Below are 21,085 nucleotides of genomic sequence, written 5' to 3'. Positions count from 1 at the left end.
CGGACGGCGGTCCGGGGATGACCTCGGCGGCAGCCCGAGGGCAGATCGGCGCCAGAAGCTGCTTGTGAGCCCTGCATTCGCCGGTCCTGCCGGTGTCAGGGGCCTGGGCGGTCGGTGATCCAGCGGGCGGCGAGTACCCCGGACACCGCGGTGAGGCCGGCGGCGGCGAGGACGGTGGCGTTCAGGCCGAGCGTGTCGGCGAGGAGACCCGCGACGAGGGCTCCGGCCGCGTAGCCGATGTCGCGCCAGAAGCGGTAGGTGCCCAGCGCGTTGGCGCGCCAGGTGGGGTGGGCGTGGTCGGAGACGGAGGCGATGAGCGCCGGGTAGACCATCGCGGTGCCAAGGCCCAGGGCCACGGCGGAGAGGATGCCGGCGAGAAGGGGGCGGTCGAGGATCGCCAGTGCGAGGAGGAGACCCGCGGCCTGGACGAGCATGCCGGTGACGATGAGGGGTTTGCGGCCGATCCGGTCGGCGAGTTGGCCCGCGGGGATCTGGCCGATGCCCCACAGGAGCGGGTAGAGGCCCTTGACCAGGCCGATGGCGGCGATGCCGAGGCCGTGGTCGGCGAAGAGCAGAGGGAAGACACCCCAGGTCAGACCGTCGTTGAGGTTGTTGACCAGACCCGCCTGGCTCGCGCCGCGCAGGGAACGGTCCCGCCACGAGGTGCGCGCGAACGTGGTTGCGAACGACGCCTTCCGTTCCTCCCTGTTCGGGGCGGGGTGCTGGGCGAGTTCGAGGGCGACATGGGCGGCGGTGTCCCGGGCCAGGAGCGACAGGCCGAACCCGGCGACGACGAAGATGACGCCGATCAGCTCGGGTGCCGGCCGCAGGCCGTGCGCGGTGGCCAGGTAGCCGGTGAACAGGGCCATTGCGCCGACGGCTGCGTAGCCGGCGGCCTCGTTCAGGCCGGTGACCAGGCCCCGGCGGGCCGGCCCCACGAGGTCGATCTTCATGTTCACGGTCATCGACCAGGTCAGGCCCTGGTTGGCGCCCAGCAGGACGTTCGCGGCCACGATCCACCACCAGGACGGACCCCAGGCGAGGGCGAACGGCACCGGTATGCCGATCAGCCAGCCGGCCAGCAGGAGCTGTCGGCGGCGGAAACGGGCGGTGAGCGCTCCGGCCGCGAGGTTGGTCAGGGCTTTGGTGAGGCCGAAGGCGATGATGAAGGAGAAGACGGCCAGGTTGCTCGTGAGTCCGAAGACCTCGGCGCCGATGAGCGGGACGGTGGTGCGCTCCAGGCCGACGAGCGCGCCGACGGAGACGGTGACGACGACGAGCAGGGTGAACTGCGCCCCATTCTCCCGAAGCCCCAGCCGCACCGGCTTGTGCACGGGTGCGACCGCAGCGGTCCGGTGGCCCATGGCATCCCTCCTGCTCATCGGCCGCGAATCTGCGGGCCGGAGCGCATCTGTGTGACTATCCGCAGGCCAACATACCCCCATGGGTATTAATGGGCTGCAGTTTTCGACGTGATCCAAGATACCCAGGGGGGTATTTGACTTGGCACCTCCGACCTGTCTACGGTCGGAGGTGTCGATACCCACGGGGGTATTGGGAAGCGAGGATTCTCCATGCGTGAAGTGGATCTGGATGTCTTCGCGGCGGAACTCGCGAACGGCGCGTTCGTGATCGACGTCCGGGAGCCCGACGAGTACCGGGCCGGCCATGTGCCGGGTGCACGACTGGCGCCGCTGTCCACGCTCGGTGCGGCTGTGGACGATCTGCCCGGCGACCGGCCGGTGTACGTGATGTGCGCGAGCGGCGACCGCAGCGGCCGGGCCGCCGAACACCTTCAGGCCATCGGCGTGGACGCCGTATCGGTCGCGGGCGGTACCGCCGCACGGGCTCGGGCCGGCTGCCCGGTCGCCCGCGGCACGGCGGCTGAGGCCGCCTGAAGCCCCAGCCGCCCCCAGGGCGCTGACCTGCGACTTCGGCCATCTTCCCCGTACCCGACCGGGTACGCCATCGTCAAACGAAGGGTTTGCCGTGTTCTTCAGCCAGTACTACCTCGACTGCCTCTCCCAGGCGTCGTACATGATCGCCGACGAGACGACGGGGCAGGCCGTGGTCGTGGACCCGCGCCGGGACGTCTCGGAGTACCTCGCCGACGCCGAGGCCCGCGGATTCACCGTGGTCGGGGTGATCAACACCCACTTCCACGCCGACTTCGTCGCCGGGCATCTGGAGATGGCCGACCGCACGGGGGCCTGGATCGGCTACGGTCACCGCGCCGAGACCGAGTACCCCATCCGCAAGCTCGCCGAAGGCGAGCGCGTCAGCCTGGGCGACGTCACCCTGGAGATCCTGGAGACGCCCGGGCACACGCCGGAGTCGATCAGCGTGCTGGTCTACGAGCACGCCGACGACACGGTTCCCCACGGGGTGCTGACCGGTGACGCGCTGTTCATCGGGGACGTCGGCCGCCCGGACCTGCTCGCCTCCGTGGGGGTGACCGCGGATGAACTCGGCGCGATGCTCCACGACAGCGTCCAGAACAAGCTGATGGCCCTGCCCGACGAGGTCCGTGTCTTCCCCGCCCACGGGGCCGGATCGGCCTGCGGCAAGAACCTCTCCACCGAGAAGCAGTCCACCATCGGCGAGCAGCGCGCCACCAACTACGCCTGCGCCCCCATGACCGAGGCCGAGTTCGTCGCCCTCGTTACCGCCGGCCAGTCCGCGGCGCCCGGCTACTTCGCCTACGACGCCGACCTGAACCGCAAGGCGCGCCTGCTGTACGACCGGGTTGCGGCTCCTCGGCCGCTGCGGCTGGAGGAGTTCGCCGAGCTGCGGCGGGGCGGCACGGTCGTGGTCGACGCCCGATCGCCGCAGGAGTTCGCCTCCGGTCACCTGCGCGGTGCCGTCAACGTGCCGGCCGAGGGCCGGTTCGCCGAGCAGGCGGGCACCGTCCTCGATCCTTCCGGCGAACTTCTCGTCATCGCGCCGGAGAACCGGGAGGAGGAGGTCGTCACCCGCCTGGCCCGGATCGGTTTCGATCACGTGGCGGGCTACCTGCGCAACCCCGAGGACGCCTTCACGGAGATGGCCGAGGAGGTCACCCCCGCGAGCCGACTCACGGCCGCGCAGCTGCGGGCCGCCCTGGCGGGAGACAATCCGCCGCTGATCGTGGACGTCCGCACCTGCGGCGAACGCGAGGCGAACGGATTCGTCGACGGTGCCGCACACATCGCCCTGAGCGAACTGCCGACCCGCCTGGACGAGATCCCCACCGACCGGCCCCTCGTCCTGCACTGCGCGGGCGGCCACCGCTCCTCGATCGCCGCGAGCCTCCTGCGCCACCGCGGCTTCACCGACGTCTCCGACATCCTCGGCGGCTACGCCGCCTGGGCCCTGTCCGCCGAATCCGTCAACGCCTGACCGCTTCCCTTTCACGGCATCCCGGCATTCCCGCGGGGGAGTGGCGCCCCCACCCCCCGCGGGCCGCCCCGGGCCCTCACCCCACCCGTACCCCCGGGCCCTGCACTCACCCACACATACCCCCCAGGGTATTCTTCGATTGGATTCCTTCATGGCCGAGAACGCCGCCCAGACCTCATCGATCGCCCCGGCCGTCCTCCACCGGCTGGTCAAGGAAGGCCGTGCACCTCGCGTCCTGGACGTGCGCATGCCGGGCGAGTTCCGCACAGTTCACATCCCCGGCGCCTACAACGTGCCCCTCGGCACCCTGCGCGAGCACCGGGCCGAGCTGCTGACCCACCTCGACGAGGACGTCGTACTCGTCTGCCGCTCGGGGGCCCGCGCCGCCCAGGCGGAACAGGCACTCGCCGAAGCCGGCCTGCCGAACCTCCGCGTCCTGGAGGGCGGCATGAACGCCTGGGAGATGGCGGGCGCACCCGTGAACCGCGGCGCCGACCGGTGGGACATGGAGCGTCAGGTCCGGCTCGTCGCCGGTTCGATCGTGCTGGCGACCGGTCTGGTGGGCGTCTTCGTCCCCGGCGCGCACCTGATCGGCACGGCGGTCGGCGCCGGCCTGACGTACGCGGCCCTCAGCAACTCCTGCGCCATGGGCGTCCTGCTGTCCAAGCTCCCCTACAACAAGGGGCCGCGCGTCGACATCCGTACCGTCATCACGGAACTGCGGGGCAAACCGTGACCGTCCTCGTCGTCGCGGCGTCCTTGTTCGTCGGCGTCAGCCTCGCATCCTCGGCGGCGGCGGTTCGATCCTGACCGTGCCGATCCTTGTGTACCTCGCCGGACAGGACACCAAGGAGGCCATCGCCACCTCCCTGTTCGTCGTCGGCGTCACCAGTCTGGCCGCCCTGATCCCCCACGCCCGCGCCCGCCGGGTGCGATGGAGGACCGGCCTCCTCTTCGGCGCTTTCAGCATGGTCGGCGCGTACGGCGGAGGGCGTGTCGCCGGGTACGTCCCCGGCACCGTGCTCCTCGTCGCCTTCGCCCTGATGATGCTCGCCACGGCGGCGGCCATGCTCCGAAAGCCCCGCCGACAGGACAGGCTCAAGCCGCAGCGCCGCGACCTGCCGCTGAAGCACATCGCCGTCGAAGGCCTGATCGTGGGTGCCGTCACGGGCCTGGTGGGTTCCGGCGGCGGATTCCTCGTCGTGCCCGCGCTCGCGATCCTCGGCGGACTGTCCATGGGCATCGCGGTCGGCACATCCCTGCTGGTCATCGTCATGAAGTCCTTCGCAGGCCTGGCCGGGCACCTCTCGGGCGTGCAGATCGACTGGGGCCTCGCGCTGGCCGTCACCGCCGCGGCCGTCACCGGCAGCGTCCTCGGCGCCCGGTTCGCCGGACGCATCCCCCAGGACGCCCTGCGCAAGGCCTTCGGATGGTTCGTCGTCGTCATGGGCCTCTTCGTCCTCGGCCGGCAGCTCGACACGGCTGTGTGGACCCACCCCGCCACCTGGACCGGAATCGGCACCGCACTGCTCGCCGTCGCCGCCGCGCGCGTGCGGCGGGACCCGCTGACACGGCATCACTCGCACGACTCGCAACTGCCGGCGCCGCCGGACGTGCGAGGCCGGCCGGAGCCGAAGGCGCGCCGTCGTGCGACCGCGGGAAAGCCTTGATATATACCCCCTGGGGTATTATGGAAGTTCGGGTTCGGGTGAAGGAGGACTCCCGTGCAGGTGGAAGAAGGGGCCGTGGGGCCCGTCCTGAACCGGCTGCGGCGCGCACAGGGGCAGCTGGCCGGCGTCATCGCGATGATCGAGGCCGGACGCGACTGCAAGGACGTCGTCACTCAGCTCGCCGCCGTCTCCCGGGCACTGGACCGGGCCGGCTTCAAGATCGTGGCCAGCGGGATGCGACAGTGCCTCGCCGAGAGCGCCGCCGACGCACCTCCCCTGTCGGAAGAGGAACTCGAAAGGCTCTTCCTCGCCCTGGCCTGACCGGCGGTGGGGCGGCCGCGCCACTTGGCGCGCCGTGATGACGGGGGAGTGCGGCGGACGCGGCGGCGAGGCGGGTCGTGGTGTCGCTGAGGCGGGCCGGTAGTTCGTCGGGTTGCAGGTCCAGGGCGGCGACTGTGTGGTTCCTGTCCGTCGTGTCACCCGGCCCGCGGGCGGTGGTGCTCGTTGGACTGCCGGCGGCATGACGGCACACACGAAGGCTCCGTGTGCGGCGGAGACCGGACATCTCCACCGCACCGGAGGCCTTCGCCATGAGTGCCGACACCACGCGTGCACCACACCCAGGCGCTGTGTCAGGTGACGTCAGCGCAGGCCGAAGGCCCGGGTGATCGTCTGCGAGACGCTGTTGCCGGCAGCGTCGCGGGCAGTGACCCGGAGGGTGACGAAGCCGGCGGACTTCGGCGCGTGCAGGGCCGTTCGCCATCCGCTGCCGTCCCGATCCAGCTCGGGCCGCTGCCAAGTCGCCCCGTCGTCATACGAGATGGCGAGGGAAGGCTTCCCGATCGCGGCTGTCGTGCCGGGCAGGTGGGAGGCGGCCACCGTCAGCCCCGCGTGCCGGTTCGCCCGGCCGGCCTTGTCGGTGTTCACCCCGTAGTCGAGCTGGATCAGTGGCAGGGACTCGGCCGACTCGACTCCGGTGGCCGCGCAGGTGAAGTTCCACTCGGTCCGGGTGTGCGTCGAGTACGGGTGGGCCCAGGCTGCCCGGTCGTTGTCGACCACCAGCCGGTAGGGCAGCCGCTGCGGGGCGAGCCCGGGAACCGGCAGAAACTCGGAGTTGCCCCAGTCGAGCTGCCGGTCACCCTGGTAGAGCGACATCCAGTCCTTGACGTCGAAGTTGCCGTAGGCCTCGCCGACATGGCCGCCCGAGTCGCCCCAGCCCGGCGCGGGGATGTACATCGTGTCGAGGTAGCGCACCGGCTGATAGCCGATCGGACCCATCCGGGGCCGCTGGATCGGCCCGAACCAGCTGACCTTGCCGGTCTTCCCGGTCCTGTAACGAAGCACGTCGATCGAGTGCTGCCCGGTCTCGCCGACGATGAAGGCGTCGTCCAGCCAGGTGGCGTCGGGGGTGACCCAGTCGGTCCGCTCGCCCTGGGCGGGAGCGGTGAGCTGGTTTCCGACGGCCCAGCCCTGCCAGACGTCGGTGCGGAACTCCAGCGCCTTGCCCGGCCGGTGGTTGCGGAACGAGACGTCCACCCGGGCCAGGTCGTTCGGCTCCGCCCGCCAGGTCGGGTTGGCCGGGACGGCGCCGGACCAGTGGTGCACCACGTCGTAGAGGTAGTCGGTGGTGGGATGGGAAGCGACCTTCAACTCGACGCTGCCGTGCCCGATGGCGTCGATCAGGTGCCCGCCCCGGTCGGCGTTGAGTGTCGCCACCGTCAGTGGGGCCGGGCTCTCGGGGCTCCAGGGATTCTCGTCCCACGGCTGAAGCCGGCCGATGCCGTCGTTGACGACCAGGAGCACCCGCGCGCCGGCCGCGGCGGCGGCCTTCGCCTGCTCCGCAATCGTCATGGTGTCGTTGCGCCGCACCACCACGGCCCTGCCGCGGACGTTGTGCCCTGCCAGCTCCTGGGCCGTACCCCCGCCGGCGAAGACCGCCGTCAGCTTGCCGGACCCCGCCGGCAGCGGCGTGGCCGCACGCTTGACCAGCAGGTCGTCAAACGTTTCCGACTTCGTGCCCACGGTCAGCGCCGGCTCTTCGAGGCGGAACCGGGCGCCGAACTCGAACCTGCCGTCGGTGACCTTCGTGCCGGTCGGGAGCGCCCAGATGCTGTCGTACGACGGGCCGGGCAGCATCGAGCTCTCGGCGAGGGTGTCGGTGAACGACCGGTGGACGTCCAGCCGGGGCGCGACCGCGGTGCTCTCCTTGGGCACGTGCGCCAGGACCTGGCGGGCCTTTCGGCCGTCCAGGGTGACGGTACGGTCCTGATCCAACTGCACGTCGTTGAAGCTGAGCACCGCCATACCCAGCGAGTGCGGCCCGTTCGCCCCCCGCACGTCGCCGGTGAGCCATCCGCTGTAACTGCCGACGGGCAGCCGCACGGTGCCGGTGCCGGACCCGTCGAGCTCGAGCGTCGTCCAGAGGTGCTCCGCCACCAAGAGGACCCTGCCGGAAAGCGGCTTGCCCGACCGGTCCTTCGCGACGACGGTCAGGCTCTGCCGCCGTCCCTCCCTGGCGGCGCCGATCAGGGTCCGGGCCCGCACGACCTTGGCGCTGTCCGTACCGGTGATCACGCCGCTGATCTGCTGGTCGGCCGGAAGCCGGTCCAGCGCCGCGGTCACGGTCACCGAGGTGGTGCCGTGCGCGGGAACGGTGACCCGGTCGTCGGAAAGGGTGAACAGGCCCACCGGGGCGGCAGCGTCGACCGCCAGGTCCAGGCTGACCGGGTCATCGCCGACGTTGGTGTACGTCACCTTCTGGACATCGGTCTCTCCCGCCCTCGTGGGCCACGCGTGGAAGCCGGAGTACGCGCTCGCGGTGGCGAAGACCGACGCGTGCACCGCCGCCGAGGCATCGACCCGCCCGCTGCCCGCCTGGTACGGGGTGTACGACGGGGTCGCCTTGGCGCTGCTGACCAGCGCCTCCTTCAGCCGCGGGCCGCTCCAGTCGGGGTGCGTGGCGGCGAGCAGCGCGGCGGCGCCGGCGACGTGAGGCGTCGCCATCGACGTGCCGCTCATCGTGGTGTAGAAGCCCGAGCCGCTCCGCCGGAGGTGCGAGCGGGCCGCGAGGATGTCGACGCCCGGTGCGGTGAGTTCCGGCTTCAGCCCGAAGTCGCCGTCCCGCGGGCCCTGGCTGGAGAAATCGGCGAGCCTGTCCGCGGAGTCGACCGCGCCGACCGTCAGCGCCGAGTCCGCGGCACCGGGACTGCTGATGCTGCGCGGGCCGCCGTTACCGGCCGCGACCACGAACAGCGCGCCGGTCTCGGCGCTGAGCCGGTCGACTGCCTCGCTCATCGGGTCGGTGCTGTCACCACCACCGCCCAGACTCATGCTGATGACCTTGGCCTGTGCGTCCCGGGCGGCCCACTCCATGCCCGCGATGATCCAGGACTCCTGTCCCTGGCCCTCACTGTTGAGCACCTTGCCGATGTCCAGCCGGACCCCGGGAGCAACACCCCGCTCCTTTCCGTCGGAGGCGCTGCCGGTGCCGGCGATCGTCGAGGCGACGTGGGTGCCGTGACCGTTGTAGTCGGCGACGTCCTCCTCGTACGGGACGAAGCTGGTGGCCGCGTCGACCTGCCCGACGAGGTCGGGGTGTTCGGTGTCCACGCCGGTGTCGAGCACCGCGACCTTCACACCCTTGGCGGTGTTGCCCTCCGCCCAGACCCGGTTCGCACCGATCTGCGCGGTCGAGTCGGCCAGGTCGGCCGTCACCTTGCCGTCGAGCCAGACCTTGGCGATGCCGCCCGCGAAGGCGGGGCGTGCCGATCCACGGCGTGCTGCCGCTGCGCCGGACCGGCCGGTGAGCGCCGACCAGAACGCCGGGGCCTTTTCGCGGTTCTGCGCGACCGCCGCGCCCTGCATGCTGTCCAGCCGGCGCACGACCTTCGAGCCGGCCATGTCCGGCGCGGTCCGGGACCTGGCGGCGGCGTCGGTGTAGCGGACGATGAGCGGCAACCGTTCGGCGTGCGCGTCGTCGTACCCGTCGGCGATCAGCCGGGTCACGTTGAACAACTGCTTGTCCAGCAGCCCCGCGCCGACGTAGGGCAGGGCGGCATCCGGGTAGACGTACATCGACCCGTCGACGACGGCGCGGTGGAAGCCGGCGGTGGTTCCGTCCGGGCCTTCGAAGGACCGGACGACGGTGCCGTCGGCGGCGGTGCCGATCGTGACCTTGTCACCGGTGATCAGGGTGACGCTGTGCGTGCCGCCGTTTCCCGGCGGCTGGTGTGCGGCGCCGGCGGGCAGCACCGGACCGGCCGGGTCCGCAGGTGCCGCAGCGGTGGCTGGTACGACCCCGAATGCCAGAGCGGCGACCGCGGCAAGCGCGATCGGCCCCGGCCTGCGAATGGGAACGCTGGTCAAGGAGACCCCTCAAGGGAAGCGAAGAGTGGGAGAGCACCCGGAGCATGGGGGTTGCCTTCGGCCTCGAACAAGAGACTCTGGCTGGCGCCCTTTGGCCATGGCGCAGTTGTGCCACCACAGGGACGGGCCGCCCCTGCAATCCACACGGCGGACAGCCGGCGGACCATCTCCACCCAGGCCCCGCCCTGCTCCTGTCGGACCGTCAGAACTGCGCACCATGACGGAGAAAGCTCGGTCACATCGGTCGCGACCACTTGCGCCGGTCACCGGTGCCGGCGGCTGCCGGCCGGACACCCCGGCAGGGGGGCCGGTGTGCCGCCGCCCGGGCTCGCGGCCGGGACGGCGCCCCGCCCGCGCCGCCGGTGCCCGCCCCTGCCGCGAACCTGCATGAACAAAACAATCAGACCGCTCGGTAGAGCCGCGTGACCTGAGGCATGAACCTTTCGCTTGACCAGATCAGACAGATCTGTCTAGTCTCTTCCCTGCACTAGACAGACCTGTCTAACCCTGAGGGTTACCCATGAGCCTGACACCCACTGCGCGCCACGCCGCCCGGACGAACAGCCCCGCACGACGGTCCCCTGCGTACGCCGCCCACCGGCGACGACGGGGCCCGGGACCCATTGCCTCCCTTGCCCTGCTCGCCTCGATCGTCGTGTCGCTGCTGGCCGCATCCAGCGCCCCGACCCCGCTCTACGCGATCTACCAGCAGCGCTGGGGCTTCTCGCCGATCACCACCACCACCGTTTTCGGCGTCTACGCGCTCGCTGTGCTGGTCTCGCTCCTGGTCCTCGGCAAGATCTCCGACCACGTCGGCCGCCGGCCGGTCCTGCTGGTGGCCCTGACCGGGCAGGCCGCGGCAATGGTCGTCTTCGCCACCGCCGGCGGGGTGGACGCACTGCTGGCCGCCCGTGTCGTCCAGGGCGTGGGCACCGGCGCTGCGCTCGGCGCGATCGGCGCCGGCATGCTCGACATCGACCCGCGCAGGGGAGGGTTGTGAGCTGCTGTTGGTTTGCTGAGCTGAAGTGAGTGGTGGTGTGCGGGAGTGGTCCTGTCGGTGGGTTTGGGGGTGGGGACAGGGGTTCTGTGGTCGAATGGGTGACCTTGGCGGCTGCTGCTCGTTGGGCTGGACAGCGGGTGGCTGGCCTTTGTGGGCGGGGGTGGCGCGGTGGGTGGCGTGCGGGAGTTGGCCGGGTCCTTCGTGGTGCCCGGGCCTTGCGGGGTGGCGGTCCGGGACCGTCTCAAGCACCTCACCTCCCGGGACGAGAGGGTGCTGCGTGCGGTCGGTGAGCACCAGGGCCGTCTGGCTTCGCGTGATCTCCAGGCCCGCTGTGCGGACGGTCTGGAGCACAGTGCGGACAGCTGGGCGTCGCGTAAGCGGGACCTGACGCCGCTGTCGTCGTCGCGGATCGCGGGTGCGATCACCAAGGCCACCCACGATCAGTGGGCGCTCGCGCGCCGTTGCCAGGCAGCACACATCCAGACGCTGGCAGCCGGGATCAGGACGCTGCGGCACCGTCTGTCCCTCCCGATCGGGCAGAAGGGCACCAAGCGGGCGGCGGGGGGCTACCGGTCGAAGAGCGAGTGGTTCCGCAAGTCCCGCCGCCTCGCGATGCTGGAGGCGCGGCACGCTGCTGCTGTTGCCGAGTGGCAGGCCGGGCGGGTGCGGGTGGTGCGGGGCGGCAGACGTCTCCTGAACACCCGCCACCACCTTGCCCAGGCCGGGCTCACCGAGGGCCAGTGGCGGCAACGGTGGGAGGCGGGGCGCTGGTTTCTTGCGGCGGACGGTGAGTCGGGGAAGGGGTTCGGGAACGAGACGATCCGCGTCACCCCGGACGGCGAAGTGTCCATCAGGCTGCCCGTCCCGCTCGCGCACCTGGCCAATGCCCGGCACGGCCGGTACGTCCTCGCCTCCCGGATCGGCTTTGCGCACCGGGGTGCGGAGTGGGCCGACCGCATCGCCGCGAACCGGGCGGTCGCCTACCGCATCCACCTCGATACGGGGCGTGGCCGCTGGTACCTCACCGCGTCCTGGCAGCGCCCCGTCGTGAAGACCATCCCGCTGGAGGCCGCCCGTGCCCGGGGCATGATCGGTGTCGACACCAACGCCGACCACTTCGCCGCCTACCACCTGGACCGGCACGGCAACCCCGTCGGCGACCCGCACCGCTTCCCCTACCACCTGTCCGGGACCGCCGGTCACCGCGACGCGCAGCTCCGCCACGCGCTGACCCGCCTGATCCACTGGGCGGTGCGTGTCGGGGTCGCCGCGATCGGCATCGAAGACCTCGACTTCACCGCCGAGAAGACCCGGGAGAAGCACGGCCGCAGGAAACGGTTCCGGCAGCTCATCTCCGGCATGCCGACCGGGAGACTGAAGGCCCGGCTGGTGTCGATGGCCGCCGAACACGGCCTGAGCATTGTCGCGGTCGACCCCGCCTACACCTCCCGGTGGGGTGCCCAGCACTGACAGAAACCGCTGGTCACCGTGCACCGAAAGATGTCCCGTCACGATGCCGCGGGCATCGCGATCGGACGACGCGCCCTCGGACACCCGATCCGGCGTCGGACGGCACCGCCCCCGCACGACCGGAGTGATCGTGCGGGGCATCGGACCGCCCAGGCCGGGCCAGGTGACCGGGGGCGTGAGGGAACCCGCCCACTCGCAACGGACCGGCCCCCCGGAGGGCCGTCACCGAACGGGACGCGAACGCGGGAACCCAGCGCATCCAACACCGCTCGGGATGCGCCCAGTACGCAGCAGTGGGTCCAGGACTCACTCACGCACACTGGCTAGGAACGGTTCCTGAACTCCTTCGCGCCCGCGGTGGGCACCGCCGGCGGCGCCCTGGTCTCCGGGCTGATCGTGCAGTACCTGCCCGTGCCCACCCGCCTCGCCTACTTCGTACTGCTCGGCATATTTGTCCTGCAGGCGCTCGGTGTGCTCGCTCTGCGCGAGACGGTGAGCCGCAAGCCGGGCGCGCTGGCCGGCATGGCCCCCGAGATCAAGTTGCCCATGGCCGTCCGCACCCCGGTGGCGATCGCCGCCCCCGCACTGTTCGCGGTGTGGGCACTGGCCGGCTTCTACGGCGCGCTGGGCCCGGCCATCATCCGGACCCTGGTGCACTCCACCTCCGTCGTATGGGGCGGGCTGCCGCTGTTCGTGCTCGCCGGTTCCGCGGGCCTGGCCGTCCTGGTGCTGCGCGGTACCTCGACGCGCACGGTGATGCTGCTCGGCGTCGGCGCACTGATTGCCGGTGTGGCGATCACCTTGGTGTCCATCGGCCCGGGCACCGGCGGCGCAGCCGCCGCGACCGGGTTCTTCGCGGGCAGTGCGATCGCCGGCTTCGGCTTCGGCAGCGGGTTCCAGGGCGGCATCCGGATGGTGATGCCGCAGACGGAGCCGCACGAGCGGGCCGGGGTGCTGTCCCTGCTGTACGTGGTGTCCTACCTGGGCCTGGGCGTACCCGCGGTGATCGGCGGCGTGCTGGTCGTGCACGGAGGCGGGCTGCTGCAGACCGCCCGGCAGTACGGCATCGCCGTCATCGTGCTGACGGCCGCCGCGCTGATCGGCCTGCTGCTCAGCGGCCGCCTCGCGGAGCCGGTGGCAGCGCTCCGGACGGCAGCCGGTCCCCTCTCCGAGGCCGCACCCGCACCGCAGACCGCACGGGTGCCGCAAACCGTCTCCGGCTAGAATAGACTGATCTGTCTGAAGGGATGATCGTCATGGCGACCAGGACCGCAACGAAGCCGTCTGTACGGGAGCGCCTGCTCAAGGCCGCCAACGAGCTCTTCTACAGCGAGGGCGTGCAGACCGTCGGCATCGACCGCATCATTGAGCATGCCGGAGTCGCCAAGGCATCCCTCTACAACACCTTCGGGAACAAGGAGAGCCTGGTCTGCGCCTACCTGGAGTCCCGCAAGACGCGCATTCAGGACCGGATCCTGCGGACCCTGACCCGCTTCAGGACCCCCCGCGAACGCCTGCTCGGCGTCTTCGACGCACAGGGCGAGTCTTTCACGGCCCCCCAGTACAACGGCTGCGCGTTCGTGCGGGCCACCGCCGAGGCGCCGGACGACAGCTCGATCAGCCGCGCGGCTGACGACTACCGGGCCTGGGTGCGCGGCCTGTTCACCGAACTGGCCGCCGAAGCCGGCTACGCCGACCCCGAGGGGCTGGCCCGCCAGCTGCACCTGCTCTACGACGGCGCCGCACTGTCCGCGTGGATGGACCGCGACCCGTCGGCCTCCACCACCGCCCGCGCCGCCGCGGCCGTCCTGCTCGACGCGGCGCCGCTCGCGGAGCCCGCGACCACCGGCCCGGAAAGCTGAAGGTCCAGGGGGACCGTTCCCGTCCCCGACCGCAGCCGGCCGGCTGGGCCGGATGCGCCGACTCGTCGCGCGGAGCTGCGGACAGGACGTGCGCAATCCACCAGGCTCAACCGGGTTCCCACTTCGTTGAGCGATGGACAAGTGGGTCAGGGCCTCCCGCTCCTGCAGTGTGCGAGCCGTGACGACATCTCAGGTGCCGAGGCTCTCGATGGTCTCCTGCACCAGGCGGTTGCCTGAGCTGGGAAGCCATGCGGTCACCGGTGACAACTTGTTGACGGCCGCGCCCAGCCATTGTGGATCACCGAGACGATCCAGTGCCTTCGCCTCGGAAAGCTTGCGAACCAGGGCCTTCAGCAGGAACACATGGCTGCCCGTGTAGTGGCGCTTGTGGTGCGTGTACCGCACCGACCACGGCTCGGACGGGTGGCGGAGCAGCCCCTGCAGGGAGCAGCCGTCACGCCCGGTCTGATAAGGGGTATTGCCGAATGCGCCGACGAAACCTCCGGTACGGGTGGCCTCCCACTTCCAGCAGGTCGCATGAACCCCCAGTTGCACGAACTGGGACCACCGGACGACGGACTGAGGCACCCGATCCGCACGCCTGTAGTGCTCGACGCCCTCGGGCGTGAGCACCACGCACAGACCGTCCTTCCGTTTCGGATCCCCGATTATCCACCGGTCTCCGACCAGCTCCAGCGGCCCCAGGTGCTGCGCCACGATGTTTCCCTCAATCCCCGCCATCCCTCTGGACCGGGAACAATAACCGACACCACAGGGGAGGACGGCCCTCCCGGGGCGTCGCGCTGCACCGCCCGTGTGCCCCGGCCCCGCCTTCCGTTGCGGTTCGGCATCGACCGGTCTGCCGGCCGGACGGCTTCTTGGCGCACCAGCATGAGGAGCCCGTGTGCGCAGGTCCGTCCTCCCCCTGAGCGAGGGGTGAGACATTCAAAGATCCCCATCAGGGGCGCCTTGCGGGCGTGAAAGAGTGCGGCTGGTGCTCCGGCCGGCCCTGGTTATTCCTCCGGGCGAATCCAGGTCCGGGCGAGTTCCGCGACCCAGGCGGCCGCCGCTTCGGGAGCGGGCGGGGGTGCGCCGACGACGACGAGTTCGGTGACGCCCGCCGCACCGAGTGCGGGGAGCTGCTCCGGGATGCCGTCGCTCAGCGCGACGGCGACCGTGAGCTCGTCAAGAGCGCGACCGTGGCGGGCGCACTCATCGGCGAGAACGGCGATGCGCGCCGGGACGTCGGCCGCCGGGACGTTGAAGCCGTACCAGCCGTCGGCGAGCGTGGCCGCGCGGCGCAAGGCGACGTCGCTGTTGCCGCCGACCACGACCGGGAGCCGGCCGCCGCGCAGCGGCTTCGGGTTGACCCGGATCGCGTCGAAGCGGGTGAACTCCCCTGCGAAGGAGGCCGGGTCCTCGGCCCAGAGGGCGCGCATCGCGGAGAGATACTCTTCGGTGCGCCGCCCGCGCTCGGCGAAGGGGACTGCGAGCGCTGCGAATTCCTCGGACGACCAGCCGACCCCGACCCCGAGGCTGAACCGCCCGGCGGAGAGCACATCGAGTGTGGCGGCCTGTTTGGCGACCAGGACCGGGTTGTGCTCAGGCAGCAGGAGTACGCCGGAGGCGAGCTCGATCCGGCTGGTGACCGCCGCCGCGAAGGTCAGGGCAAGCAGCGGGTCCAGCCAGTCCGCGTCCGCGGGCACGGCGATCCGGCCGTCCGCGGAGTAGGGGTAGCGCGAGGCGGGCGCGTCCACGAGCACCACGTGCTCACCGCACCAGAGCCTCGCGAAGCCGTGCGTCTCCGCGGCCGTGGCCACCGCACGGATCACCTCGGGACGGGCACCGTCACCGATACCGAGCGCGTGCAACCCCACTCGCATTCTCCACCTCCGGGCGTCACCTTAAGTGCGAAGCGCGGACGCGCTCGGGTGACGTGGCCCAACGCGGGCGGAGGTGCAGGCGCAGCGGGAGCGCGACCTGACGATGTGGGAGGCGGAGAAGCAGGCCCATAAGAGGAGCTCAGAAGGAGGGCTGCCAGGCCCGAGCCCAGCCGCCGGCCGGGCAGGAGCCGTCAGCTACGCCTGCGCCTCTACTGCATCCTCCGCAGGAACGGCGACGCCTCCCCGTCGCTGTCGAGATCGACCGCGAGGATGCCAGTACCGCCGTGGACAAGCTCCGCGACGAGGCCCTTTGCGGACACCCTGCGCTGTGGATCCGCCGGCACGGAGCGCTGCGCGCCGAGCTCCCGGCTGGTGTCGCCCGCCTGTACCTGCCGACACAGCCCAGCCGCTCGCCCGTCCGGTACTCGCTCAAGCCGGTCACCAGCACGGCGGCGATCACCCTGGGCGAGACCGTCATTCCCGAGGCCGTACGTGTGCAGGGACGGAATCCATGAACCGGTTGATCACTTCGGCTTATGAGAGTGCGGAGGGTGGCCGCATCCGGTGAGGATGCGCCACCCTCTGGGGCGCCGCGCTGGAACGCGGTGATGCCCGGTCCCTGTTCCATGGTGCAGCCACGACGCCAGGGAAACCTCGGGTACGAGTACCCGAGACAGCGTTGCTAGGAGGGTGTCATCGCGTGCGTGTCTTCGGCAACGCCGGATGGACGGAAACGAATGAAAAAATTGGTTTCACTCTCCTGACCTGCGGCCTCCTGATGATCGGCTGTCGGCTCGTCCACCCGTTCGCCTGCATCGTGGACCCGTGCTCCGGACGCTTATGAATCAACGCCCTTGCACGAAGAGGCACGCATTGTGATGGTCGGTTACTGGTGAGAGGATCGCCCGCAGGTTGACGGACCAGACCTGGAAGTCCCCGTCAGCTGTCACGGTGCAGCCCAAGTCCGCGCCCCATTCAGGGTTCTGACACGACGCCAGTTGGAGACATGCATGCGTTCATCCTTTCTCACGCCGTTCTCGCCCAGTGCTTCTCCGGGCGCGCTGACGCCCGGCGAGGTGGTCATCATCCTCGTCGTCATCCTCGTGGCAGGAGCCCTCGCCCTGGCTGGTCTGCCGATGTTCGGCGCTGTTGAGTTCATCGCGGGCGCCCTCTACGTCGCCGTCAGCTCGCTCAGGGCGATGCGCACGACGACAGCGCCCTCGCTCGAGGCAGTCTGACCCACCCATGGGACGGCGTGAGAACGCCGTCGCCGCAGAAACCCGGCAGTCCGAAGCGCTCGCGCTGTGGCTACGTGCCCAGCGCGAGCGCCGAGGCGTCACCTACGCGGCGATGGCCAAACTGATCGGATACCGGTTCACCGCGTCCATGCTCTCGCGCGGCGCCAGCGGGAAAGTCCCCTCCCGTCAACTCGTCGAAGCCTACGCACGCGCCTGCGAAGCCGACCCCGCAGAAGCGATCCGCCTGTGGAAAGCCGCCCGCCGCTCCGAGGAAGAACTCCGGCGCCGGGAGGAGACCGCCACAGAGTTTCAGGACCTGGCCACCTCGGTGCGCTCCGCACTCACTCACCCGGAACTGATCGAGACCTTCGGCCAGTTACGCCGGGCGATGATCCAGGTCCGTGCTCGGGAAGGCCAGCCGTCTCTGGGCTACTTGCAATCCGAGGCCGGGCGAACCGCTGACGGCCGGCACTTCCGGCTCCCGAAGAGCAGTCTGAGCGCTGTCCTGCGGGGGGAAGCGGTCCCTTCCCGCGAGCACGTCACCGCGTTCATGGAAGCCCTCGGCGCCTCCCCCCGTAAAGTCGGACCGTGGGAACGAGCCTGGGACCGGATCGCGCACACCTACGCCCGCCAGCCTCCGGCTGTGGTCGAGATCCGCGTCGCGGACGGCCCCGCGGCCGTGCCACCCCAACACCCCGTCCTACTGATGACCACAGCCGCGAACGGCCCCGACTACGACTACCTTCGTGACCAAGTGGTGAGCGACTACATGAACACCGACATGCCCCGCATCTGGAAGGGCCCGCAGCGCCCCTACCCCCCAGCAGGGCAGACTCGCTCCGGCCTGCCCATCCGGATTCCGCGACGCTACGAACGCCCGGCCCACCGCCTTCAGACTCACAAAAAACCCAGCCCAACCAGCGCCACACCCGCCCTTGCCGCACCTGGCCGCCCACGCTCCGTCGCTTCCCAGACCCTGGAGAAGACCCTTCAACTACGCCTGCTCCGCGACGCGTAGCGCGGGAGGTGCAGCCGCGAAGCTGCGACTGACTGCCGGAGTCCGCGTCAGCTGTTCTGGAGGCGGCGGGCCTCGGCGATGAGTTCGCTGGGCAGGGCGGGACCAGCACACGCGTGATCAATCAGCAGGCCCCGGTACGAGTCGTTCGGCAGGTGCGGTGCCAGTCCGATCAGTTCGCGCAGGTCGTCGTGCGAACCCGTGAGCCGGGCACGGTAGGCGGCCCCGGCCGCGCGAAGCGTGACCTCGGCCGGCTCGTGCTCCAATCCCTGATCGATGAACTGGACCGCGGTGGTGAAGTCGCCCTGTTCGGCGCGTACGTCGGCCAGGTCGAGATACAGCGACCAGTTGGCCGGGTCCAGGACAAGAGCGCGCTGGAACGCCGCCGCGGTCTGGTCAGGATCACCCAACTTGCGCCACGTGCCCGCCCGCACGACTTCCGTCAGCATGATCCGCTCAATGGAGTCCGCCCGATCACAAAGGGCGAACGACGCATCGGTGAGACCACATGCCCGCAGGAAGATCGCCATCTTGGCCATCACCTCCGGCAACGGCTCGCGGGTACAGACCACCTCGATGGCACGGAACCAGGGACGGAACCCTTCCCGCATGCTGTGGGCGTCGAGATCATGGCCGTAATCCATCGTCCGCATGGCAGCCTCGGCCAGCGCGTCGGCACTCACCCCGTCGAGGAAGCGCGCGTCGCTGAACCAAGGGGCTTTGGCCCAGGCAATGGTGGGTTGCGCGCCCGTGACCGCGCCGAGCGCCAGCACTGCACCGTCCATCTTGTTCTCGAGGAAGCTGATGTACGACTGCGCCAGCACCGTCCTCAGGGAGTCAGCGCCCTGGAAGAGCTCGCCCAGGCCCGTCCGCTGTTCTTCCCACAATTCGGCGAGTACCGCGTAGGGCTCAGGGTCCTCAGGCGCGGAGGCGATAGCGCCGGCCACATAGTGCACGGCTGCCGTGGGGTTGCCCCCGCAATGCGCCATCACCCGTGCCAGACCGACCCCAGCAGCTGCCGCTCGATTCAACATCATCCGAGGATAGTGGAGACTCGAAATCCCCCGGACCGTGCCGCCAGGACAGGAGAACTTCGCTCCCCTGCGCGGCCGCTTTCACGTTCGCATGTGGACCAGAACGCCGGCGAACGCGGCCACTGACCCCACGCTTGCGTTGCACGGAGAGATCGGGTCCGGGCGGGCGTCCTCTCTCGCCCTGGCTGGACCAGCACGCGCCCACCCCACCCCGCCAGTACCGCAACCAGGACGGCTTCAGCCAGGAGCCCGCGAGGTTCAAAAACAGGTACGGAACCGTGTGCTGACAAGTGCGGGCCACGATGACACCCTGCCGACACTCACGGGCGTCCAGATGACGCCGGACGGCGAGACACTCACCATGGCGGCCACCGACCACTACCGGTTCGCGGTCGCGGAAGTTACCGCCCCCGCCACGGCCCAGCCGCCCAAGAAGGCGCTCACCACCCTCACCCCTGCCGGCGTGCCAGCTCCGTCGGCCAAGCGCCTGAAGTCGTACGGCGGGCCCCGTGGGCATCTGCCTCATCATGGACGGCGACGGCATTTGCGAGCCGCGCGGTCCTTTTTGCTCCGCGGCGTCGCAGGCATCGGCACGGATGCGCCATGTGGCTCTGTTCACGAGAGAAGGCAGCGTTTCGACGCTGGTTCGGGAGGCATCGGGCAGCTAGGACGGCAGCGACATGGTCACGAGTTTCGACAGCAGTCGGCCTCCATAGGGGTCCGTCTGGGCGTCGTCCGTACGGTCGCGAAGCCGAGAATCGGGTGAGCCTGGGTTCCGGGGTTGAAGTTGTCGTTGCGGCAGCTTCTACCGTCCTGAGCAGGGCCGGAGAGACCGGCCCGGTGACGCGTTCGTGAGGGAGGCGGCGATGGACTGGCCGATCGCGGAGGTTGCACGGATGTCGGGTGTGACCGCCCGGACCCTGCGGCACTACGACGAGATCGGCCTGCTGCCGCCTGCCCGGATCGGGGCCAACGGCCACCGCTACTACGAGGAGCGCCAGCTGCTGCAGCTGCAGCAGATTCTCGTACTGCGGGCGCTGGGTGTAGGACTTCCCGAGATCGGCCGGATCCTGGCCGAGCAGCTCGACGAGGTGGAAGCCCTGCGTGGCCACTACCGGCGGCTGCTCGCCGAGCGGGACCGGCTCGACGCCCTGGCCGGCACCGTCTCCCGCACGATCGCCGAACTGGAGCAGTCCAGGAAGGACGGCAGAACCATGACCGCCATCAACCGACCGGAGAACCTGTTCGAGGGCGTGCAGCCCTCCCAGTACGAGGAGAGCCTGCATGACTTCCCCGAGCACGCCGAGGAAGTCGCCCGCAGGGTCGCTGCGATGACCCCGCAGGACGTCGAGGCCGGACAGCGCGAGCGCACGGCGCAGATGATCCGGCTGGCCGAGCTGATGGCCGCCGGCCACCCGGCCGACGCCGAGCCTGTGCAGGCCGAGATCGACGCCCAGTACCGGGCCCTGGTCCAGCTGCGGGCCGTGTCCGCCGAGGAGTACCGCGCCATGGGGCGCTCCTGCGTGGACAACGACGCCTGGCGCGCCGCATACGAGGCGATCACACCGGGGCTGGCCGCGTACCAGCGGAACGCCATCGAGGCGTACGCCGCTACCCATCTGAGCTGAACCGGGACCGGGCTGCCCCGCGGGAACCGGCCCGCAACAGCGGCCCCTGGCTGTCGCACCGGCAGGCTCACCTCGCCCGACCCCGCAGGTGCCGGGCGAGGTGCTGCCCGTTCTCAGGCTCTGGCACACATTCCGTGACGCGGGCACTGTGAGTGACGGTCGGGGGCCGTGTTGCCTTGAGGCTCTTCCCCGCCGAGTGGTACAGGGCCACGGCGTCGGTCCTGAACCCGTGCGAATAGATCTTCATCACCATAATCGGTCACCCTCACAAGGCCCGGAGCCAGGGTGTGCACCAGACGGGGGGAGGCCCCCGGTTTGTGGCGGCCGCGTGTGCGAGAGGGGCGGGGTGCCGAGCGCTGCGCCCGGCATCCCGCCCCGTCGTCCGTTCGCGTCAGGGCCCCGCGCGATGACGCCGGCGGCGTTGATGAGGACGTGCAGTTCCTCGAACCCCGTCGGCGGCGAAGCGGCCTGCGATCGCGGCGCCGATCCCGCTGGTGCCGCCGATCACCACCACGGTCCGTCCCCCAGGCCCTGCCACGCGG

Annotated in this window: 17 protein-coding genes and 2 pseudogenes; 14 read left to right on the top strand and 5 right to left on the bottom strand. The window is 70.5% G+C overall.

Annotated features, from left to right (window positions below):
• Positions 1-95: 95 nt before the first annotated feature.
• Positions 96-1,364 carry an MFS transporter gene (locus ACFU8W_RS30615; protein WP_384043874.1) on the bottom strand — a complete coding sequence of 423 codons (1,269 nt, stop codon included), beginning with the start codon at positions 1,362-1,364 and terminating at the stop codon, positions 96-98.
• A 210-nt stretch (positions 1,365-1,574) separates the two neighbouring features.
• Here ACFU8W_RS30615 and ACFU8W_RS30610 point away from each other — a divergent pair, with 210 nt between their 5' ends.
• The 5 genes and pseudogenes from ACFU8W_RS30610 (at position 1,575) to ACFU8W_RS30590 (ending at position 5,369) form a co-directional block, all read left to right on the top strand.
• Positions 1,575-1,898, top strand: a complete 324-nt coding sequence (locus ACFU8W_RS30610; protein WP_384043871.1) for a rhodanese-like domain-containing protein — start codon at positions 1,575-1,577, stop codon at positions 1,896-1,898.
• A gap of 91 nt (positions 1,899-1,989) precedes the next feature.
• Positions 1,990-3,378, top strand: coding sequence for a rhodanese-like domain-containing protein (locus ACFU8W_RS30605; protein ID WP_384043868.1), 1,389 nt, complete (start codon positions 1,990-1,992; stop codon positions 3,376-3,378).
• 151 nt (positions 3,379-3,529) lie between these two features.
• Positions 3,530-4,114 (top strand): rhodanese-like domain-containing protein, encoded by a 585-nt coding sequence (locus ACFU8W_RS30600; protein WP_345516766.1) that lies wholly within the window; start codon positions 3,530-3,532, stop codon positions 4,112-4,114.
• Positions 4,111-5,048, top strand: a pseudogene (locus tag ACFU8W_RS30595) (sulfite exporter TauE/SafE family protein). The gene ACFU8W_RS30600 and the pseudogene ACFU8W_RS30595 overlap by 4 nt, the downstream one beginning before the upstream one ends.
• Positions 5,049-5,102: 54 nt before the next feature.
• The gene (locus ACFU8W_RS30590) at positions 5,103-5,369 is read left to right on the top strand and encodes a metal-sensitive transcriptional regulator (RefSeq protein WP_384043865.1); all 267 of its coding nucleotides are present in this window, start codon (positions 5,103-5,105) and stop codon (positions 5,367-5,369) included.
• A 321-nt stretch (positions 5,370-5,690) separates the two neighbouring features.
• On the opposite strand, the gene ACFU8W_RS30585 is transcribed toward ACFU8W_RS30590, so the two are convergent.
• Positions 5,691-9,413, bottom strand: coding sequence for a S8 family serine peptidase (locus ACFU8W_RS30585; protein ID WP_384043863.1), 3,723 nt, complete (start codon positions 9,411-9,413; stop codon positions 5,691-5,693).
• Between the two features lie 520 nt (positions 9,414-9,933).
• Between ACFU8W_RS30585 and ACFU8W_RS30580 the strand changes: the two genes are divergently transcribed.
• The 4 genes and pseudogenes from ACFU8W_RS30580 to ACFU8W_RS30565 all read left to right on the top strand — a co-directional run bounded on the left by ACFU8W_RS30580 (position 9,934) and on the right by ACFU8W_RS30565 (position 13,745).
• Positions 9,934-10,413 carry an MFS transporter gene (locus ACFU8W_RS30580; RefSeq protein WP_384043860.1) on the top strand — a complete coding sequence of 160 codons (480 nt, stop codon included), beginning with the start codon at positions 9,934-9,936 and terminating at the stop codon, positions 10,411-10,413.
• Between the two features lie 168 nt (positions 10,414-10,581).
• Positions 10,582-12,210 (top strand): annotated as a pseudogene (locus ACFU8W_RS30575) (IS200/IS605 family accessory protein TnpB-related protein).
• A gap of 30 nt (positions 12,211-12,240) precedes the next feature.
• Positions 12,241-13,107, top strand: coding sequence for a hypothetical protein (locus ACFU8W_RS30570; RefSeq protein WP_384043857.1), 867 nt, complete (start codon positions 12,241-12,243; stop codon positions 13,105-13,107).
• A gap of 32 nt (positions 13,108-13,139) precedes the next feature.
• Positions 13,140-13,745, top strand: coding sequence for a TetR/AcrR family transcriptional regulator (locus ACFU8W_RS30565; RefSeq protein WP_384043854.1), 606 nt, complete (start codon positions 13,140-13,142; stop codon positions 13,743-13,745).
• 189 nt (positions 13,746-13,934) lie between these two features.
• On the opposite strand, the gene ACFU8W_RS30560 is transcribed toward ACFU8W_RS30565, so the two are convergent.
• Positions 13,935-14,462: a hypothetical protein gene (locus tag ACFU8W_RS30560; protein ID WP_384043851.1), complete on the bottom strand. Its 528-nt coding sequence runs from the start codon at positions 14,460-14,462 to the stop codon at positions 13,935-13,937.
• A 296-nt stretch (positions 14,463-14,758) separates the two neighbouring features.
• Positions 14,759-15,628, bottom strand: a complete 870-nt coding sequence (locus ACFU8W_RS30555) for an LLM class F420-dependent oxidoreductase (RefSeq protein WP_384043848.1) — start codon at positions 15,626-15,628, stop codon at positions 14,759-14,761.
• Positions 15,629-15,912: 284 nt separating this feature from the next.
• Between ACFU8W_RS30555 and ACFU8W_RS30550 the strand changes: the two genes are divergently transcribed.
• From ACFU8W_RS30550 to ACFU8W_RS30540, 3 genes are all read left to right on the top strand, one after another.
• Positions 15,913-16,143: a hypothetical protein gene (locus ACFU8W_RS30550; RefSeq protein WP_384043845.1), complete on the top strand. Its 231-nt coding sequence runs from the start codon at positions 15,913-15,915 to the stop codon at positions 16,141-16,143.
• Positions 16,144-16,638: 495 nt separating this feature from the next.
• The gene (locus ACFU8W_RS30545; RefSeq protein ID WP_384043843.1) at positions 16,639-16,866 is read left to right on the top strand and encodes a hypothetical protein; all 228 of its coding nucleotides are present in this window, start codon (positions 16,639-16,641) and stop codon (positions 16,864-16,866) included.
• Between the two features lie 7 nt (positions 16,867-16,873).
• Positions 16,874-17,884 (top strand): helix-turn-helix domain-containing protein, encoded by a 1,011-nt coding sequence (locus ACFU8W_RS30540; protein ID WP_384043841.1) that lies wholly within the window; start codon positions 16,874-16,876, stop codon positions 17,882-17,884.
• A 47-nt stretch (positions 17,885-17,931) separates the two neighbouring features.
• On the opposite strand, the gene ACFU8W_RS30535 is transcribed toward ACFU8W_RS30540, so the two are convergent.
• Positions 17,932-18,918: a tetratricopeptide repeat protein gene (locus ACFU8W_RS30535; protein WP_384043838.1), complete on the bottom strand. Its 987-nt coding sequence runs from the start codon at positions 18,916-18,918 to the stop codon at positions 17,932-17,934.
• Positions 18,919-19,006: 88 nt separating this feature from the next.
• Here ACFU8W_RS30535 and ACFU8W_RS30530 point away from each other — a divergent pair, with 88 nt between their 5' ends.
• Positions 19,007-19,681 (top strand): hypothetical protein, encoded by a 675-nt coding sequence (locus ACFU8W_RS30530; protein ID WP_384043835.1) that lies wholly within the window; start codon positions 19,007-19,009, stop codon positions 19,679-19,681.
• 100 nt (positions 19,682-19,781) lie between these two features.
• Positions 19,782-20,543, top strand: a complete 762-nt coding sequence (locus ACFU8W_RS30525) for a MerR family transcriptional regulator (protein ID WP_384043833.1) — start codon at positions 19,782-19,784, stop codon at positions 20,541-20,543.
• Positions 20,544-21,085: the final 542 nt, after the last annotated feature.

The sequence above is a fragment of the Streptomyces sp. NPDC057565 genome (genome assembly GCF_042801455.1).
In the GTDB taxonomy this organism is placed as follows: domain Bacteria; phylum Actinomycetota; class Actinomycetes; order Streptomycetales; family Streptomycetaceae; genus Streptomyces; species Streptomyces yanii.
The sequence above is the reverse complement of the archived record's forward strand: the minus strand, read 5'-3'. Positions and strand labels throughout refer to the sequence as shown.

Excerpts from the sequence above, each read along its gene's own strand:
- ACFU8W_RS30525 (WP_384043833.1), top strand. The coding sequence starts at position 19,782 with ATGGACTGGCCGATCGCGGAGGTTGCACGGATGTCGGGTGTGACCGCC.
- ACFU8W_RS30615 (WP_384043874.1), bottom strand. The coding sequence starts at position 1,364 with ATGGGCCACCGGACCGCTGCGGTCGCACCCGTGCACAAGCCGGTGCGG.
- ACFU8W_RS30565 (WP_384043854.1), top strand. The coding sequence starts at position 13,140 with ATGGCGACCAGGACCGCAACGAAGCCGTCTGTACGGGAGCGCCTGCTC.
- ACFU8W_RS30535 (WP_384043838.1), bottom strand. The coding sequence starts at position 18,918 with ATGATGTTGAATCGAGCGGCAGCTGCTGGGGTCGGTCTGGCACGGGTG.
- ACFU8W_RS30540 (WP_384043841.1), top strand. The coding sequence starts at position 16,874 with ATGGGACGGCGTGAGAACGCCGTCGCCGCAGAAACCCGGCAGTCCGAA.
- ACFU8W_RS30580 (WP_384043860.1), top strand. The coding sequence starts at position 9,934 with ATGAGCCTGACACCCACTGCGCGCCACGCCGCCCGGACGAACAGCCCC.
- ACFU8W_RS30530 (WP_384043835.1), top strand. The coding sequence starts at position 19,007 with ATGTGGACCAGAACGCCGGCGAACGCGGCCACTGACCCCACGCTTGCG.
- ACFU8W_RS30610 (WP_384043871.1), top strand. The coding sequence starts at position 1,575 with ATGCGTGAAGTGGATCTGGATGTCTTCGCGGCGGAACTCGCGAACGGC.
- ACFU8W_RS30545 (WP_384043843.1), top strand. The coding sequence starts at position 16,639 with ATGCGTTCATCCTTTCTCACGCCGTTCTCGCCCAGTGCTTCTCCGGGC.
- ACFU8W_RS30555 (WP_384043848.1), bottom strand. The coding sequence starts at position 15,628 with ATGCGAGTGGGGTTGCACGCGCTCGGTATCGGTGACGGTGCCCGTCCC.
- ACFU8W_RS30600 (WP_345516766.1), top strand. The coding sequence starts at position 3,530 with ATGGCCGAGAACGCCGCCCAGACCTCATCGATCGCCCCGGCCGTCCTC.